The 16,494-nt window shown below is 37.5% G+C and carries 22 protein-coding genes; 20 read left to right on the forward strand and 2 right to left on the reverse strand.

The features are described 5' to 3' along the window. Window positions 1-27 precede the first annotated feature (27 nt). The 3 genes from B5D55_RS11630 to B5D55_RS09665 are packed head-to-tail and all read left to right on the forward strand — an operon-like array spanning window position 28 to window position 1,119. The gene (locus B5D55_RS11630) at window positions 28-168 is read left to right on the forward strand and encodes a hypothetical protein (RefSeq protein WP_159446204.1); all 141 of its coding nucleotides are present in this window, start codon (window positions 28-30) and stop codon (window positions 166-168) included. After that, window positions 168-752: a hypothetical protein gene (locus B5D55_RS09660; RefSeq protein WP_078933812.1), complete on the forward strand. Its 585-nt coding sequence runs from the start codon at window positions 168-170 to the stop codon at window positions 750-752. The genes B5D55_RS11630 and B5D55_RS09660 overlap by 1 nt, the downstream gene beginning before the upstream one ends. A 4-nt stretch (window positions 753-756) precedes the next feature. After that, the gene (locus tag B5D55_RS09665) at window positions 757-1,119 is read left to right on the forward strand and encodes an ABC-2 family transporter protein (protein WP_234975420.1); all 363 of its coding nucleotides are present in this window, start codon (window positions 757-759) and stop codon (window positions 1,117-1,119) included. Here B5D55_RS09665 and B5D55_RS09670 read toward each other — a convergent pair. Next, the gene (locus B5D55_RS09670) at window positions 1,098-1,709 is read right to left on the reverse strand and encodes an O-methyltransferase (RefSeq protein ID WP_078933814.1); all 612 of its coding nucleotides are present in this window, start codon (window positions 1,707-1,709) and stop codon (window positions 1,098-1,100) included. The two genes, B5D55_RS09665 and B5D55_RS09670, sit on opposite strands and share 22 nt — an antisense overlap. A gap of 153 nt (window positions 1,710-1,862) precedes the next feature. Beyond that, window positions 1,863-2,738 (reverse strand): DUF4469 domain-containing protein, encoded by an 876-nt coding sequence (locus B5D55_RS09675; RefSeq protein ID WP_078933815.1) that lies wholly within the window; start codon window positions 2,736-2,738, stop codon window positions 1,863-1,865. A 499-nt stretch (window positions 2,739-3,237) separates the two neighbouring features. Between B5D55_RS09675 and B5D55_RS09680 the strand changes: the two genes are divergently transcribed. The 17 genes from B5D55_RS09680 to B5D55_RS09750 all read left to right on the forward strand — a co-directional run bounded on the left by B5D55_RS09680 (window position 3,238) and on the right by B5D55_RS09750 (window position 16,446). Then, complete coding sequence (locus B5D55_RS09680) at window positions 3,238-4,449, forward strand: AAA family ATPase (protein WP_078933816.1); 1,212 nt, start codon at window positions 3,238-3,240, stop codon at window positions 4,447-4,449. Between the two features lie 282 nt (window positions 4,450-4,731). After that, window positions 4,732-4,863: a hypothetical protein gene (locus tag B5D55_RS11985; protein ID WP_268811102.1), complete on the forward strand. Its 132-nt coding sequence runs from the start codon at window positions 4,732-4,734 to the stop codon at window positions 4,861-4,863. 204 nt (window positions 4,864-5,067) lie between these two features. Then, on the forward strand, window positions 5,068-5,769 hold the full coding sequence (locus B5D55_RS09685) for a hypothetical protein (protein WP_078933817.1): 702 nt from the start codon (window positions 5,068-5,070) through the stop codon (window positions 5,767-5,769). A gap of 559 nt (window positions 5,770-6,328) precedes the next feature. Then, window positions 6,329-6,952, forward strand: coding sequence for a leucine-rich repeat domain-containing protein (locus tag B5D55_RS09690; RefSeq protein WP_078933818.1), 624 nt, complete (start codon window positions 6,329-6,331; stop codon window positions 6,950-6,952). Window positions 6,953-6,991: 39 nt separating this feature from the next. Continuing rightward, on the forward strand, window positions 6,992-7,360 hold the full coding sequence (locus B5D55_RS09695) for a cysteine peptidase family C39 domain-containing protein (RefSeq protein WP_078933819.1): 369 nt from the start codon (window positions 6,992-6,994) through the stop codon (window positions 7,358-7,360). Window positions 7,361-7,603: 243 nt separating this feature from the next. Then, window positions 7,604-8,344, forward strand: coding sequence for a hypothetical protein (locus tag B5D55_RS09700; RefSeq protein ID WP_143593324.1), 741 nt, complete (start codon window positions 7,604-7,606; stop codon window positions 8,342-8,344). Between the two features lie 51 nt (window positions 8,345-8,395). Next, window positions 8,396-9,106, forward strand: a complete 711-nt coding sequence (locus tag B5D55_RS09705; RefSeq protein ID WP_143593326.1) for a hypothetical protein — start codon at window positions 8,396-8,398, stop codon at window positions 9,104-9,106. Window positions 9,107-9,162: 56 nt separating this feature from the next. Next, a complete protein-coding gene (locus B5D55_RS09710) occupies window positions 9,163-9,717 on the forward strand; it encodes a hypothetical protein (protein WP_143593328.1) in 555 nt (184 codons plus the stop codon). 361 nt (window positions 9,718-10,078) lie between these two features. Further along, on the forward strand, window positions 10,079-10,234 hold the full coding sequence (locus B5D55_RS11635) for a hypothetical protein (protein ID WP_159446205.1): 156 nt from the start codon (window positions 10,079-10,081) through the stop codon (window positions 10,232-10,234). Beyond that, complete coding sequence (locus B5D55_RS09715) at window positions 10,213-10,713, forward strand: M23 family metallopeptidase (protein ID WP_078933823.1); 501 nt, start codon at window positions 10,213-10,215, stop codon at window positions 10,711-10,713. Before B5D55_RS11635 ends, B5D55_RS09715 begins: the two co-directional genes overlap by 22 nt. 2 nt (window positions 10,714-10,715) lie before the next feature. Then, the gene (locus B5D55_RS09720; RefSeq protein WP_143593329.1) at window positions 10,716-11,276 is read left to right on the forward strand and encodes a hypothetical protein; all 561 of its coding nucleotides are present in this window, start codon (window positions 10,716-10,718) and stop codon (window positions 11,274-11,276) included. 66 nt (window positions 11,277-11,342) lie between these two features. After that, window positions 11,343-12,137 (forward strand): hypothetical protein, encoded by a 795-nt coding sequence (locus tag B5D55_RS09725; protein ID WP_078933825.1) that lies wholly within the window; start codon window positions 11,343-11,345, stop codon window positions 12,135-12,137. Window positions 12,138-12,168: 31 nt separating this feature from the next. Beyond that, window positions 12,169-13,059, forward strand: a complete 891-nt coding sequence (locus B5D55_RS09730; RefSeq protein ID WP_143593331.1) for a hypothetical protein — start codon at window positions 12,169-12,171, stop codon at window positions 13,057-13,059. Between the two features lie 304 nt (window positions 13,060-13,363). After that, window positions 13,364-14,179 carry a M23 family metallopeptidase gene (locus B5D55_RS11905; RefSeq protein WP_078933827.1) on the forward strand — a complete coding sequence of 272 codons (816 nt, stop codon included), beginning with the start codon at window positions 13,364-13,366 and terminating at the stop codon, window positions 14,177-14,179. Window positions 14,180-14,350: 171 nt separating this feature from the next. Continuing rightward, window positions 14,351-14,746, forward strand: a complete 396-nt coding sequence (locus tag B5D55_RS09740) for a hypothetical protein (RefSeq protein WP_143593333.1) — start codon at window positions 14,351-14,353, stop codon at window positions 14,744-14,746. Between the two features lie 265 nt (window positions 14,747-15,011). Beyond that, window positions 15,012-15,404, forward strand: a complete 393-nt coding sequence (locus B5D55_RS09745; protein WP_078933829.1) for a hypothetical protein — start codon at window positions 15,012-15,014, stop codon at window positions 15,402-15,404. Window positions 15,405-15,636: 232 nt separating this feature from the next. Further along, a complete protein-coding gene (locus B5D55_RS09750) occupies window positions 15,637-16,446 on the forward strand; it encodes an SH3 domain-containing protein (protein ID WP_078933830.1) in 810 nt (269 codons plus the stop codon). Window positions 16,447-16,494 lie beyond the last annotated feature (48 nt).

Here is a 16,494-nt window from a genome sequence, read left to right on the forward strand (position 1 = left end):
TTACAATTATATAGTAGCCTGTTCAAAATGCAAGTAATTTTAAAATATGCTGCTGTTTTCATTATGCAGCGGCTTTTTGCTTCTTTTTCCGTGGCAGACTTTGTAGTTCAGGAAATAGGCATTGAAGACATCGTAAAAAAAATCTATCTGGAAGCAGGAGAAAGATAATGGGTGAAAAGAAAAAACATCTGATTTCAAATCCTGCGTACAGGATAAGCTCTTATGTGCCGTTTACGCGCAATTCGCTCCAGACGCTCCTTTCCTACAGGACGAACGTACTGTTCTACTTTTTAGGAAACATTTTAAGGATATTCGTCTTTTATTTTTTGTGGAAGGCGATTTTTGCTTCAAGCGGTGAAGAAGTACTGCGCGGATTTACGCTTCCGCAGATGCTTATTTACCTTATACTTACAACGTCAGTTTCAGAGCTGAGCGGAAGCGTTGGAAGCGACATGTCAGACGAAATAGGAACGGGGCAGATTGCAATGTGCCTGATAAAGCCGATTTCGTTCCGGCTTAGGATTTACTTTACGTCGCTGGGCGATACGCTTTACTGCTTCATTATGTCCGGGCTTCCTGGACTTGCGGCGGTTTACATTCTGTCGTTCGTATACGGCATTCATAAGGAACTTACGCTTCTGAACCTGTTTCTGTTTTTTGTATCTCTGTCATTCTCTTTGATTATAAGAATGTCATACAACTTGAACAGTTCTTTCTGTATGGGCAGGCATTCACCTTGGTCTTCGCCTTAACGCAGTGGAATGGGCAGTTGCGCTTGCAGCAGTTTTTTGCGGAGCGGCGATTATCACGGGAATAAAGCTTTTTTACACGACGTTTGCGTTCTGGGTAAAAAGGTCGCAGAGCTATGTGTACACGGCGTACAATTTTAACGAATTCTGCTATTACCCGATTACAATTTACAACAGGGCAGTGCAGTTCTTCCTGACATTTGTCGTTCCGTTTGCAGTAACTTCGTATTTTCCGGCAGCGTATCTTCTTGGAAAGGGAAACCTTTTTCAGGGACTTTGTCTGCCTGTGATAATTGCGGTTGTGTTTACAGGCGGTGCGTATCTGTTTTGGAAAAAAGGCCTTGCGCACTACGAGAGCGCCGGCTCGTAAGGTGCAGATGCAGCACGGCAGGAAACGGAAATTCCGTCACCTTCTGAATAAAAGTCGGTGCGGAATTCCTTATTCTGCTTAAGGAAATCTACGTACTTGCGGATTTTCTTTACAAGCTTGATTGTGCTGTAGTTATGGGTAAGGCTTAAATCTTCTACCATACCGTGAAAGGCAAGGTTATCGCTTACGATAACTCCGCCGGGCGCAAGATATGCCTTGTATTTTTCAAAAAACCTTATGTACTGCGCTTTTGCCGCATCAATGAAAATCAGGTCGAATTCGCCTTTTAAGTCGTTGTATAAAAGCGCGTCTGCGTGGATGACCGTTATTCTGTCCTGAAGGTGCATGTCTTCTATGTTCTGAATGGCGCGGATTACGCGGTCAATATCCATTTCTATTGTAGTAACGTGGATGTCACCGGCACATTCTGCAAATCTGATTGCCGAATAGCCGATGGCAGTTCCTATTTCAAGAATGTTCTTTATGTTGTGCTGCTTTATATAGTTGCAGATAAAATCATCGCCACCGTCGCGCAAGATGGGAACGGAGTTTTTCTTTGCATATTCTTTTATTTCTGCTATGTCTTCCATAATATTTGTACTACTTTACGGTAATCGCGCGGTTTGTTCAATATGGGGGCTGAGTCGATAAAGTTGTTGCCGTTAGCAATATTTTCATAAAAAAGGCTGCTTTTTGCAAATCTATATTATGCAGAAAGCAGCCGGTTACAGCAGAATGTGTTGTTATCCTATCGTAACAACATCACTGTATGTAAAAGTGGATTGTTTTCGTTCCGTTGTACCGTTGATGTAATTTGATTTGATTACAATCCTGAAGGTATCGCCGGGAACTGCTTCGTCAGGAAGATAAAAATCAATTTTTTTGGGAGTATTCTGACGGACAAGGTCTGTACAGTTAATCCATTCAGCTTCATTGTCTGAAACATCACCTTTTTCATCTACCGGTGCAAGAAACAGACCGCTTGCTGAAGTTCCAAGTTTAAGACGCTTGCCTTCAAGAATGACGTTTTTTCCTGCCGTAAGAACAGAACTTTCTTTGCCTGTAAACCAGTTAAAGATTTTTGTAATAGCAGGTGCTGTGTCAGAGAATACGACTTTGCCGATAGAAACATCGGTAATCGACTCTTTTAATAACTGAGAGGCTGAGAATTTTACAGAAAGCGAAATATCTGACACGTCTTTTGCAGAATCGCTTGCTGTGCTTCCTGTAGCTGCAATATAAAGCTCTCCCAAGTCGAGAAGATTGACTGCAAGTCCTTGTTTTAGGGCTGCAAGAATTTCCCGCTTAATATAGCTTATTGCAGTGTTGATGATTATTTCATCCGCACCCGGGTTTTTCTGCTGCACGCGAGAAACTAAATTCTCCATGCTGATGACATCACGTTCAAAACGTCCATAGAACTTTTTGCCCGTACCAAACGGATTGGCATACAACGTAAGGCCACCGTTTCCTGTTTTTTCATTGAAAGAAATTTTTATTTCTTCCGTCATAATTATGTCCTTCGAGAAAAGCGAGCCGTCCGCCTTTTCTCGGTATAAAAAAACTTTTGACACAAACGGCGGTCTGTGATATATTATATCGACTTTATTTGATGCCATATCACAGAGGTGTCAAACATAACATGGTGCTTTCCGAAAGAATAGTAGTTCCAGTACTGTTCTTTTACGGGGAGCATTTTTTTTGCCCGCACCTTCTGAAGAAATAATACTATAGATGAAATATTTTTTCAATCTAATTTATAAAAAAATATGGTTTTTTATATGAAAAATATAACTTTTTCTCTTTATAGGCATTTATATTATAAAAATAACCGGAATTATTGACATCGATAGGAAGATGTGGTTTACTACTTGTGCGCACATTCTAATGATGTAAGTTTTCGTTATTAACGTCAATAAGACACTGTTATTAACGTCAATAAGATACTGTTATTAACGTTAATAATACACCGTTATTAACGTTAATAAGATACTGTTATTAACGTTAATAAGACATCGTTATTAACGTTAATAACAGTCCGTTACTAAATAATAGATGCGGATATGTGTTTTTTTCTGATAGTGAGGTTGATGTAACCTTGTATTTCAGGAGGTAGATATGCTGTTGGAATTTTCTTGTTCAAATGTAAGAAGTATTCGAGATAAAATTACTTTGAATCTTAGGGCAAATGCAGATAATACGTTTGAAAACAATCTTATTGTGTTTGAGAATGAACGTATAAATCCTGCCTGTGCTATATACGGTTCTAATGCAACGGGAAAAACAAGCGTACTTACGGCAATGGCTATTATGCAGAATATGGTTACTACAAGTCATATTCTGCAGCCGGGAGATTTTCTTCCACGCATACCTCACCGCTTGTGGCAGGAAAAACCTTCTGAATGTTCTATGGAATATGTATGGAAAAAAACAAGGTATATCTATAGTTTTATGTATGATTCAAAACAGATTTTGAAAGAAACTTTGTATTATGCTCCAAATGGCAGGATGGGTGCTGTTTTTATCCGAGACGGGAACAAAGTAAAAGTAAACGAGAAGTTCAGCCGTATAGAAACTCTGTGCAAGGAAAAGCTTACGCCTAATAAACTTGTTTTAAGTCTTTCTGTTAATAACCTTAATTATGATGAGCTTGTAAATGCTTTTATGTTCTATAAAGATGGTCTTGTCGTGCTTATGAATGACAATAACAACTGGCTGGAATACTCAGCAAGCAAGATGGAGCATGATAATGTAATCAAGGATATGTTCCTGAAATTTATGAAAGGTACCGGCAGTGATATTATTGATATAAAGCCAAAGTCAGAACAGCGTCTTATGAGTGCTTCAGAACTTCCGCCAGATATGCCGCAGGCTATGAAGGCAATGCTTTTGAATCAGCCGGTTCTTACGACCTCTGTAAAAACAGTGTATAAAGGTTTTTCTCTTGATCTTGCAGAAGAGTCGATGGGAACGCAGAAACTTATACGGCTTATGTGTCCGATTATGGATATTTTTCAGAAAGGAAAAACTTTTGTGTGTGATGAAATAGAAAGTCACTTGCATCCGCTTATTGTCCGTCAGCTTGTTACGCGTTTTATCAGCGGTAAGTCTAGTTCTGCACAGATAATCTGTGCTACTCATGATGTAGAAATGCTTGACCTTACGCTTTTCCGTCGTGACCAGATTTATTTTACAGATATAAATCCTGACTTTCATCGTACGACGCTTAATCCTCTTTCAAGTTTTAACTGCCGTAAAGATGATAATGTGCAGAGAAAATACCTTGAAAGCAAATACGTTAAGGTTGCCAGGAATGTATGGACGGAATAGCAAGTAACAACATATTTAATAGCTTCGTTGTTGCAAGCAGTGCCCTAAGGAAACACTGAATAAATCCTATTGAGGATTTTTCAGAGTTAACCTTGAATGTAGCTAATTGTCCGTAAGTCAATGACTTACGGCAATTTGACAGGAAGTGCTGAGTAATCGCTTCAATGTCTGGTTTACTCTAAAAAATTTGACAATTATTCAGATTATTTGATAGTATGAATATTGTAAAAAGTAATACAGTCAAATCAAAAACACAAACTTTATTGACTTTAGGGGAGATCTATGAAATTTAACCTTAATGATTTTATTGCATTGGATGTAGAAGGACTTCTTGCCGTAAATGGAGGAAGTGGCTGCGGTTCATCTAGCGGAAGTTCAAATCCTTCTTCTGATTCAGGTTCTGGCAACAGTTAAACTGTATCATCTACCAGTGGAGGCGGATATTCAGTGCATGACAATGGCAATGGAACTGTAACGGTAACTCAGCCTAATGGGTTGCATTTTACGTATAGAAAAAGTTCGTCAGGTTCTAGCTCAGGCGGCTCCGGAGTAGGTTCGTGCAGCGGAACAGGGCATGTTGTATTTGTTCCTTTGTATAAATAATATAAAGGTATAAAAATGAAAAAAAGATTTATTTTACTCATAACCGTATTATCCGCAACATTCTTTCTGTATGCAAAGTCGGTAGAAATTACGTTTGAGTTTGCCGATGGAGAAAGGCTTGTAAAAGAATATGATGATATGAAAACTGCGCTTGTAATATGGACAGGTGACTCAGATAATTGTATACCGTCAAAAGAACTAACGAACATAGCAGGACTTGAAAACTGGGAAATGCTGCAGGCGATTGAATGGTATGGAATTCGATATTATGGAGACTGGAGTTTTCTTAAAGATATAAAAAATCTAAAGGGAATCTTTGTCAGTTATTTTAGAGGCAAATCATTACGATTTTTAGAAGATTTATCAGACCTTGAATATATTGAATTAAAAGTTTCGATAGATAAAAAAGATTCTGAAGAATTTGAAAAAGAAGCAGTAGATTTATCAAAATTAACAAAAATACAGAAGATATCTATAAGAGCAAATTATTTTGAGAAAAATACACATTCCGACAACAGATTAACGAGAATCCCGAATTTTATAAATGTCCAGAACCGCCCTGCATTAGATATAAATAATAACCATATAAAAAAATTAACAAGATACGATAAAAAGTTATTACGGCAATATTCAAAGGTGTATTTGTATTCCAATCCTCTGTCGGCAGACAAGGAAAAGGTGGAGAAAGAATTGAAGGGAATAGAATTTGTTTGGTGATATAAAGATAATCTAACTATTTCAGTATTCTATATATAAAAGTGGGACGATAATGTCGATGATAAAAAAAAGTTCTGCAGCATGATGAAACTGATTGCGGTATTTGATTCTGTATGAATAACAAAAAAGAAGAGTTTAACTTCTGAAAAAAAAGGTGTTGCGTAACCTGAGCAACTTGTAAAGAATAATTTGACACCTATGTGGGGCAGTTATATAATAATCTGCATTGGTAAAAAGTTTTAGCTGATATATGCATTTCGAGATTTAATTATAAAAATGGAGAAAAATGAAATTCAAATTAAGTGATTTTATGGAGCTGGACACAACGGCGCTGCTTATAGAAATGGCGGTTCTTCATATCATGTGTGGAATAGTAATGGAATAGATTCCGTAAGTGAATCAGATTGGAGTATTAATGGAACTGCGGTTAGGAATTCTGTATACGTACCTCTTAATTAATCTAAATATCTGTCATCATTTTTAAATTTGTTTATAGAATATAAAGAAAAAAACAATGAAAGGATAAGCTCTTTTTTATTGTTTTTTATAGGAGTACTTTATGAAAAAAGCATTTGGCATATTCTTGATGTTTATTTCTGCATTTTCGGTATATGCTGAAAGCGTAAATCTTAGAACCGGAAATGTATTTGACACTGTTGAAGTTAATGAAATACTGTCTATCGGCTACGGAAGCAAAGTTTCAGAGATACAATTTGAAAGCAGAAGTCCGAAAATTACTACGATTGCTCTTGAGGGAACTGCTTTTATAGAAGATTATTCGTTTATCGGGAAATGTAAGGAGCTTGAAGTTCTGATAATGAATACCGTTTCACTAAAAAATATGGATTTTCTAAAATCGTGTAAAAAATTAAAAGTACTTGCGCTTGATTCCGTTTCTGTGGAGAAGCTTCCCGATTTCAGAGAGCTTGAAAATGCGGAATATATAGCTTTTTCTAATTGCAATTTAACAGACATCCGAGAATTTACACATCATGCGGAAAAACTGAGATGTATCGATTTACGTTATAATAAGATTTCAATGTTGCCCCAGTTAGAAAAAAAAGACCGGGCAATGTATTTTCTTTCAGGGAATGAAATCATGGCTTCGAACTGTATAAATTTTATTTTTGATGAAGATATATATCAAAAATTGCCTGAGGAATTCAGACTGTATGTAAGATGAACTGTTGAATACAATTGGATAAAATATAAGGGGAAGAGAATGCCATCTATAAAAAAAGTGTTACAACATGATGAAACAGACTGCGGTGCTGCGTGTATTTCCATTATCTTGCAATATTATGGAAAAACAGTTCCGTTAAGAAAAATTCGTTCAGCGGCAGGAACAGACAGCGTCGGAACGTCTGGTTTTGGAATCGTAAAAGGTGCTGAAAAATTCGGACTCAGTTGCAAGGGGCTTATGTCACCAAATAAGGATAAGATTGAAGGTATTCCATTTCCTGCAATTTTTCATATAAAAGAACACCTTGATCATTATGTCGTAGTCTATAAAGTAAACAGAAAGTTTGTTTTTATAAGTGATCCGGCTGTCGGACTGCGGAAAATAAAACGAGGTGATTTTTTTAATTGATGGACAGGAGTTTTCTTCATACTTTTCCCTACGACAGAAAATTTGAGGTGACATATGCGCATTAAACTTTTATATCCATTCGTTTTTTTACTGTCCGTATCTCCTTTAATACCGGAGTCGCTCAGTCTGTATAAATACAACGAAAAATACGGACTGATAAATGAAGAACGGAAAATAAGAGAGGAAAATAAATTCACGTCTTTTATAGAATCTGACGACTATCTGATTTGTTGCTTACGAAATGTGTCACCTCAATTTCATGCGTACAATAAAAATGGGAATAAAGAAATTGACTTTGATGCAATAGCCGTAAAACTTGTAACGGAAAATATTATTCTTATTTCTGATTTTCATGATTCTTATTATTACGACTTGAAAAAAAAAGAGAAAATTGCGGATGATGCATTGTATGCCGGCGAGATACAAGTCGTTTTTGCATACGACACAAAAGATTTTGAAATCAGAAATCCCGACGGAAGCGTGATGAAAAAAAATCTTAGGGAATGTGGATACCGGTTTTCGGAAGGACTGATGCCCATAAAGGACACAGACGGAAAGACGGGGTTTATAAACGAGAAAGGGAACTTTGTTTTTGAATGTCCGATATACGGTTTTTACTCAATATATGATCCGAAAATCCATCCATTGTATGATTTTGAGTTCTCGAACGGTATCGTGTGCGTTCCCGAATCGGAATCATCGTTCGCGCTATATACAAAAGACGGCAGGAAACTGAAGACTGTCCGTAACAGCAGGACGGAGCAGAGGAAATTTACAAGCGGTTATATGTTGATTTCGACTGTAGATAAAGCTCAGAAACAGTACGCGTTCTTGAATTACAAGGGAGAGAACGCATTTAATCAGTTTTTCTCTGCGGCGGAGCGGTTCATAAATGAATATGCGATGGTCGTTGTTGACGGAAAAGACGCTGTTATAAACACCAAAGGAGATGTATTTTTCTGCGCCGATTTTGTAAGCGAATAGTTAATGCAAGGATTTTTTATGAAAAGATTTTATATTTTTTTAGTTTTACTGATGACGGCAAATTTTGCGTTTTCACAGAGGTTGCCTGAGAAACTTGCAAAACAGTTTGAAGATACGGGATTATTTTACTTTAAATATCATCATAAAGGATTAAATGCAAAACCTGATATTCTGAACTACGCACCTGACAGGATGAGCCTTGGGCTGTCCTGCATTTCAGAAGAGGAATATTTGAAAGAGGAGCGTCCGTATTTAGATCCGAAGCTTTTTTCTAATACAAAAATAGCTTCGGTAAAAGACATAAAGTCAGTGATGAGAAGAGGACTGAGAATCAGCGATCGCCCCAGTTATTCGACAAATTATGAAAAAAGGCGGTGGGTCGACGGAAAAAAGCTTTCATTTGAAATATGCTACAATCAAAGCACGAGAGAAAATATTCCGATTTTTGCATCAGGTACATATACTTTCACCGTATTTTCAAAAGACGGTGTGTATAGGATGAGCATAGCAGATTTCACTGACTGCAGAGAAAGAAACGCCGACTATGATGCGCTTACCGAGTACTTTTATTTCAAGGAAGGCATGAAGCGCGATATGAGCCGCGGAATAGAAGGAACACGCGGCTATTATTTCATCAATGATGATGCTGCAGATCTTTTCTATCAGAAATTGATAGAAAAGGACTCATCTCTTCCTGAATCTGCACTGAGATTTCAAGAGGCGGCGGAATGTATAGAAACTATATTGAAAAATTATAGATAAGCAGCCATACAATTTTCCCGGTACTAGAAAAGTACCGGGAAGTATCGAGGTAATCCATGAAACAGAAACTATGTATAGTGCTGATACTGCTGGTGATGACGGGGCTTTTCGCGGAAGGAAAAATACGCAGACCGCAGCAGTTTGAGGTGAAGGACGCAGACGGAAATATATTTGCCCTCAAGGAAGATGTTGACAAGGTGTTTGATATGCTTGGCGAACCTTTGAAAAAAGAAAATCTGTGGGCTATATACCCGGAAGCAAGCTGTGGTTTTTATAAAATTGATTATGAAAATATTTCTTTTCGATATTATGACAACGAGAATAAAATATTTGTGATTCTCATAGAAGGAGACGAATATAAGATTGTTGACAACGATATTACCGTTGGCTCAAGCTATGAAGAAATAATAAATGCGTACGGCGAGCCAGAGCGTTTAATGGAATACTTTGATGAATGTAACTCCAGAAATGAAATGCAACTTCTTTATACGACACAGGGAACTGAGCTTTCATATTTTGATGCTGGCGATGAATATTATTCTTTTGTAGTTATCAATATCGATCCAGAAACAAAAAAATGTGATGAAATTTTTATAAGCAGAGCATTTTAAATGTGTATAAAAAGTAAAAAGCTGAAATCCAATTCTTTATAAGTTGGAGAAGGTAAAAAACGATGAAATTGTGAGGCTTTTTCTTACCTAAAGTTTGCGTTGCAAACTTTTATTATCAACTTCTGTTCCCACTGGAAACTTGCACTGCGAATTCATTGCATTGCGGAACAGCGTAAAAGGTCAATTGATTGTTTAAACAATTTTCTTGATTTTTCATAAGGATGAAAAGGATGAAATTCAACCTAAGTAATTTTTTGGAACTGGACACCCGAATGACCGTCAAATCCGTCGGCAGGAGGCGGCTCAAAGACGCCGACAGGCGGCGGAGGGAGCGGCTCAGGTTCAGGCGGAGGAGCTTTCGGTGGCGGATACTGCAGCGGAGCGTCCGATGGAAAGACGATTTATGCAAATCCGTATTATAAAGGCGGAGAAAAGAATTCTAGTTCGCCAGGCAACGGCGGCGGCGACTGCGGAAATATCTCTGGAAAAAATGATTTGCCACAGATTTCCGATGTAGAGAAAAATGCAGTAGATGATGCAGGAAAACTGGCAAAAGTTGCAGACGGAATTGCATATCCGGTAGGAGATGAATATTCTGATGAGTTTGTTGTAACTGATATATTCGGTCCGAGAGAATCAATGGATATACAAAATCAGAAGACGAACCCTTTTCATACTGGTATTGATATTGCAGCTCCAGAGGGAACAAGAATCAACAGTATCGGAGATGGCATTGTGTCAGAAGTTGGAAACTGTAATGATTTGGGAAATTATGTAGTAGTAACTCATCCTAACGGAACAAGCACAAGATATGCGCACTGTTCTGAAATTACAACAAGTGTTGGAAGCATTGTGTCAGCAGGTCAGCAAATAGGATGTATAGGGTCTACAGGATTGTCAACTGGATCGCATTTACATTTGTCGTATGACGGTGACGGAGACGGGTTATATACAAGTTGCGAAGCCGATAATCCAAATTATTTACTTTCGAGGTAGCCATGAAACAGAAACTAAGTTTAGCGTTGGTACTGCTGGTGATGACATGCCTTTTTGCAGGAGGAAAAACACGCAGACAGCAGCAGTTTGAGGTGAAGGACGCAGACGGAAATATATTCGTTCTTCAGAAAGACATTCAGACGGTATTTGACCTGCTGGGCGAGCCGCTGAAAAAAGAGAATCTGTGGGCAATATATCCGAAGGCAGGCTGCGGTTTTTATAAAATCGACTATGAAAATATTTCGTTTCTATATTATGACAACGATAATAAGATAGTTCGGATTGTCATAGAAAATGATGCGTGTAAAATTGTTGACAACGATATTACCGTTGGCTCAAGCTATGAAGAAATAATCAATGCGTACGGCGTGCCTGAGCGCGAGACGGCTTATTTCAACGAGAATAATTCCAGGAATGAAATGCAACTTTTATATACGACTCAGGGGACGGAGTTTTCATACGTTGTACATGGAGATGAATACTATTCCTATATTATTATCAACATCGATGCAGAAACGAAAAAGTGTAATGAACTTTTTGTAGGATGGAATACACCGTGTTGAAACTGAGTGTTTTTAATCGGATTATCAGTTCAGATAGTCCGGTTGTATTTGCTTTGGAGGAAAAGAATGAAATTCGAGTTAAGTGATTTTATGGAACTGGACACAAAAGCGTTGCTTGCGGTGAACGGCGGAAGCGACTGCAGTAAGTCAGGAGGATACAGTCCGTCTCCAAGTCCATCAGCAGGAGGAGCGAGTACACCGACAGGCGGAGAGGGAAGCGGCTTAGGTTCAGGCGGAGGTGCTTCCGGTGGCGGATACTGCAGCGGAGCGTCCGACGGAAAGACGATTTATGCAAATCCGTATTATAAAGGCGGAGAAAAGAATTCTTGTTCGCCAGGCAACGTCGGCGGCAACTGTTCCCGCACTGATTTGGATTATTGGCATACGGAATATGAGAAAAAAGTACAGGAATGTGATATGGAGATGAAAAAATCTATTGATAATAATATAGCAGATAAAAAATATACTGATGATTATATGTGTGATAACTGGGTAGCAGAAGTTCTGGAGGATGCTGGTCATGATGTGAATTACTATTTTAACGGCGATGCAGATGATACGGTGCAAAATCATATTGACGGACTGAAAGAAAATTCTTATTCAAAAGAGGTTCCCGCTCAGGCTGGTGTATATGTTGTATTTATGAATGACGGTCATAAAAGTCCGAATGGAAATCAGTATATTCCTCATGCCGGCATTCTGGTTGTGTCAGAGACAGGCAAAATGACAATGTATGATAATTCAAGTCGTAATTCTAACGGAGGCGTTGAATCTACTGTAGTATCTAAAACAAGCGATACAACAATATCAGCCTATGGCTATGACAGTTATTATTTTCAGAAGGTGACGTATGCGCATTAAGTTTTTATATCCGTTAGTTTTTTTACTGTCTGTGTCTCCTCTGGTGCCGCAGTCGCTCAGTTTGTATAAATATAACGAAAAATACGGACTGATAAATGAAGAATGCGAAATTATAGAGGAACAAAAATTTACATCATTTATAGAAACGAAAGACTATCTGATTTGCGGTGCAAGATCATTATCGCCGAGATTTTATGTATATAATAAAAACGGCCAAAAAGAAACTGGTTTTGATGCATCATTTGTAAAAACAGTAGAAAAGAATATTATATATATAGATAATATTTTTGATTCTTCATATTGGTACGACTTAGAAAAAAAAGAAAGGATTGAATATGAAGATTTATATGCCGGCGAGATACAGGTTATTTTTTCATACGACACGAAAGATTTTGAAATCAGAAATCCCGGCGGAAGCGTATTGAAAAAGAATCTCAGGGAATGCGGATACCGTTTTTCGGAAGGGCTGATGCCGATAAAGGATTCGGACGGAAAGACAGGGTTCATAAACGAATCGGGGGAGTTTGTTTTTGAATGTCCTATATACGGAAGCCATGCGATAGACGATCCGAAAATCCATCCGCTGTATGATTTTGAGTTCTCGAACGGCATAGTCTGTGTTCCCGAATCGGAATCATCGTTTGCGCTGTATACGAAGGACGGCAGGAAAATGAAAAGTGTCCGTAACAGCAGGACAGAGCAGCGGAAGTTCACAAGCGGTTATATGCTGATTTCGACGGCGGACAAATCTCAGAGGCAGTATGCGTTCCTGAATTACAAAGGAGAGAACCCGTTCAATCGGTATTTCTCAGAGGCGAAGCGGTTCATAAATGAATATGCGATGGTTGTTGTTGACGGAAAAGATGCCGTTATAAACACAAAAGGAGATGTGTTTTTCTGCGCCGATTTTGTAAATAAGTAGGAAAGGAGGTTGCAGTGATACGTGATAAAAATTACGTCCGTATAATTTTTATCACGAGTTTACTTCGCAATCTTATTCTTGCACACATGACTTGTCGCTAATGCGGTGTTTTAAGGGAGGATAAGATAAAAAACGCTGAAATTGCTCGGTTTTTATCTTACCTAAAGTTTGCGTTGCAAACTTTTATTATCAACTTCTGTTCCCACTGGAAACTTGCACTGCGAATTCATTGCATTGCGGAACAGCGTAAAAGGTCAATTGATTGTTTAAACAATTTTCTTGATTTTTCATAAGGAGGAAAAGGATGAAATTCAACCTAAGTAATTTTTTGGAACTGGACATAAAAGCGTTGCTTGCGGTGAACGGCGGAAGCGACTGCGGAGGCGGATACAGCCCGCCGTCAAATCCGTCGGCAGGAGGCGGCTCAAAGACGCCGACAGGCGGCGGAGGGAGCGGCTCAGGTTCAGGCAGAGGTGCTTCCGGTGGCGGATACTGCAGCGGAGCATCCGACGGAAAGACGATTTATGCAAATCCGTATTATAAAGGCGGAGGAAAGAATTCCATCTCGACAAATGCGGGTGGCGGCAACTGCGGAAATATCTCTGGAAAAAATGATTTGCCACAGATTTCCGATGTAGAGAAAAATGCAGTAGATGATGCAGGAAAACTGGCAAAAGTTGCAGACGGAATTGCATATCCGGTAGGAGATGAATATTCTGATGAGTTTGTTGTAACTGATATATTCGGTCCTCGTGAACCTATTGAGACACCAATTGGCATGACAGAGGAAAAATTCCACACTGGTATCGATATTGCTGCACAAGAAGGAACCAGAATCAACAGTATCGGAGATGGCATTGTGTCCGAAGTTGGAAACCGTAATGATTTGGGAAATTATGTAGTAGTAACTCATCCTAACGGAACAAGCACAAGATATGCGCACTGTTCTGAAATTACAACAAGTGTTGGAAGTATTGTATCTGCTGGGCAACAAATTGGGTGCGTTGGCTCTACCGGAATGTCAACAGGAGCTCATCTTCATTTATCATACGACGGCGATGGTGACGGGTTATATACAAGTTGCGAAGCCGATAATCCGAATTATTTACTGTCTAGGTAATCATATATGAAACAGAAATTATTTTTTGTGTTGATATTGCTTCTTGTGTCAGAGCTTTTTTCGAAAGGTACAGTGCATAGATGGTCACAACTTGAGGTAAAAGATTCCGCTGGTAATAGCTTCTCTCTTCGGGAAGATGTAAAAAATATTATTGATATTCTGGGAGAACCTTTGAAAAAAGAAAATCTGTGGGCTATATACCCGGAAGCAGGTTGTGGTTTTTACAAAATTGATTATGAAAATATTTCGTTTCTTTATTATGACAATGAGAATAAAATAGCCCGGATTGTTATAGAGGGAAACGAGTATAAAATTGTTGACAACGATATTACCGTTGGCTCAAGTTATGAAGAAATAATCAATGCGTACGGCGAACCGGAAAGTTCTGTTGCATATTTCAATGAGAACAGGACTCGGAACGAAATACAGCTAAAATATTCAACTCAAGGGACAGCACTTTCGTATTTTGAAGTCGGATCCGAATACTATTTCAGTATAACTATCAATATTGATGCGGAGACAAAAACCTGTAGCGAACTTTTTGTTACCTGGAGAACGCCGTGCTAGGGAAGTTCTGATTAACACTTGAAGCGATTACTTATCACTTCCCGTCAAATTGTGGCAAGTCTTACGGACAATTAGCTACATTCAGTGTTTCCTTAGAAATGAATGGTTATACGCAGATTGTTGTTTGGATTATATTCAAATATGGAGGAAAAGGGTGAAATTCAAGAACCAGAAATAAATATTTTTCTTAAAGCTGAACGAATGTTATGATTGTAACAATTGATTCGTTTTGAATAGATAATATTTACTTTTTTCAGAGGAATTTATGAAAAAAAGATATATTTTATTGACTTTATTTGTTCTGATATTTTTACTAAAAAATGTTTATGCAGAAAATGTAAAAGTCTGCTTTGTTCAAAAAGATGGAGCAAAAATTGAAAAAGAATATGATTCTTCTAATGGTGTTTTAGTTTTATTTGACTCAGGATTAATGAAAACCGTTTCATTTGATTTTGAGAATCAACAGTCTCTCGGTTCTATAAGAGTTCTTGAGCTTCAAAAACTGTCATTTCTTGATAATATGGGTTTCCTGGATATGTTTCCTAATTTGGAGGAGTTATATATTGGCTATGGAATAAAATGTACTGATTTAAATTTGCAAAATCTTAAAAAGGTAAAATTAGTTGAGTTGTATGATACAAAAATACTATTGAAATAGAACACATTTTCACCTGTCATACGACGGAAACTGCGACGGGGAATATACGAATACCGTGTATCAAAATGATTACTCTTATAGAATCAATGATTTTGTAGGTATTATAAAAGTGGAATAGTCAAAAAGAATTATTTACACTAGAATATAGAATTGGAATAAATAAAAATAGCACATAACATGCAGTTCAAATCCTACAAACCGGTCAAGCTGGTTTGCGGTTTAACTGCGTAGTTTGGCTGACAGCCCATTTGGCTGCCAAGAAGGAAAAGTGAAAAAAAGTATTTTATTAATTGTATTATTATTTATCTCTCAATTTGTATTTTCAAATCCAAATTATAAAAATGGTAATGGCACAATTATCTCTTCCACAGAAGAAAATAGTATTAGGACAATAATCCGAAAATGTGAAATTAACGATATTAAAATCGGAAACCTGCTTAAAAAGGAAAATAATACAATTTATAAGGACTATTCTTTTGATAATCCAATTGGGACATTACAATACAATGACGTTATAAAAGTGATTAACGTATGTACAATTGAATTTTTAAATAAGCCAAAAGATAAATGGAATAATCCTGCCGGAGAATTGTGGTATAAAATCGAATTCAAAGACGAGATTGGCTGTATATGTAAAAGTAAAAATTCATTAGGCGAGTCTACAAATCCATATCATGAAAACAGATATGAAGTATTAGAAGAAATTCAAACCTCTAAAAAATGGACTGTCAGAAAACTTAATCAAACCATATCTGTATGGGAAAGGCTAAATGTAAGAGATAAACCTGGACTTGATGGCATAAAAGTATTTCTATTACATAACTTTGAAGATGGTACGCGTTCTCCGCAAGAAAACTATAAAATAATCGCTATTACAGAAGAAACTGAAACAATAGATGGATTAACAGATCACTGGCTAAAAATTGAATACGCTTCAAATAAATATGGCTGGATTTTTGGCGGCTATGCTTCTGTAGAAAGAGGCGGTCCAAAATATTATATTCCAGAAGCAATGATAATATTTGATTTAAGTTGGTATTAATGTAAATCATATTCATAAAATTATTTTGTATTAGGTAATTTTATTTAT

It is taken from the genome of Treponema porcinum (genome assembly GCF_900167145.1).
GTDB lineage: Bacteria > Spirochaetota > Spirochaetia > Treponematales > Treponemataceae > Treponema_D > Treponema_D porcinum.

Bases quoted from the DNA above. Each gene is read 5' to 3' on its own strand.
- B5D55_RS11630 (WP_159446204.1), top strand. From the start codon at position 28: ATGCAAGTAATTTTAAAATATGCTGCTGTTTTCATTATGCAGCGGCTT.
- B5D55_RS09660 (WP_078933812.1), top strand. From the start codon at position 168: ATGGGTGAAAAGAAAAAACATCTGATTTCAAATCCTGCGTACAGGATA.
- B5D55_RS09670 (WP_078933814.1), bottom strand. From the start codon at position 1,709: ATGGAAGACATAGCAGAAATAAAAGAATATGCAAAGAAAAACTCCGTT.
- B5D55_RS09675 (WP_078933815.1), bottom strand. From the start codon at position 2,738: ATGGCATCAAATAAAGTCGATATAATATATCACAGACCGCCGTTTGTG.
- B5D55_RS09680 (WP_078933816.1), top strand. From the start codon at position 3,238: ATGCTGTTGGAATTTTCTTGTTCAAATGTAAGAAGTATTCGAGATAAA.
- B5D55_RS11985 (WP_268811102.1), top strand. From the start codon at position 4,732: ATGAAATTTAACCTTAATGATTTTATTGCATTGGATGTAGAAGGACTT.
- B5D55_RS09685 (WP_078933817.1), top strand. From the start codon at position 5,068: ATGAAAAAAAGATTTATTTTACTCATAACCGTATTATCCGCAACATTC.
- B5D55_RS09690 (WP_078933818.1), top strand. From the start codon at position 6,329: ATGAAAAAAGCATTTGGCATATTCTTGATGTTTATTTCTGCATTTTCG.
- B5D55_RS09695 (WP_078933819.1), top strand. From the start codon at position 6,992: ATGCCATCTATAAAAAAAGTGTTACAACATGATGAAACAGACTGCGGT.
- B5D55_RS09705 (WP_143593326.1), top strand. From the start codon at position 8,396: ATGACGGCAAATTTTGCGTTTTCACAGAGGTTGCCTGAGAAACTTGCA.
- B5D55_RS09710 (WP_143593328.1), top strand. From the start codon at position 9,163: ATGAAACAGAAACTATGTATAGTGCTGATACTGCTGGTGATGACGGGG.
- B5D55_RS09720 (WP_143593329.1), top strand. From the start codon at position 10,716: ATGAAACAGAAACTAAGTTTAGCGTTGGTACTGCTGGTGATGACATGC.
- B5D55_RS09725 (WP_078933825.1), top strand. From the start codon at position 11,343: ATGAAATTCGAGTTAAGTGATTTTATGGAACTGGACACAAAAGCGTTG.
- B5D55_RS11905 (WP_078933827.1), top strand. From the start codon at position 13,364: ATGAAATTCAACCTAAGTAATTTTTTGGAACTGGACATAAAAGCGTTG.
- B5D55_RS09745 (WP_078933829.1), top strand. From the start codon at position 15,012: ATGAAAAAAAGATATATTTTATTGACTTTATTTGTTCTGATATTTTTA.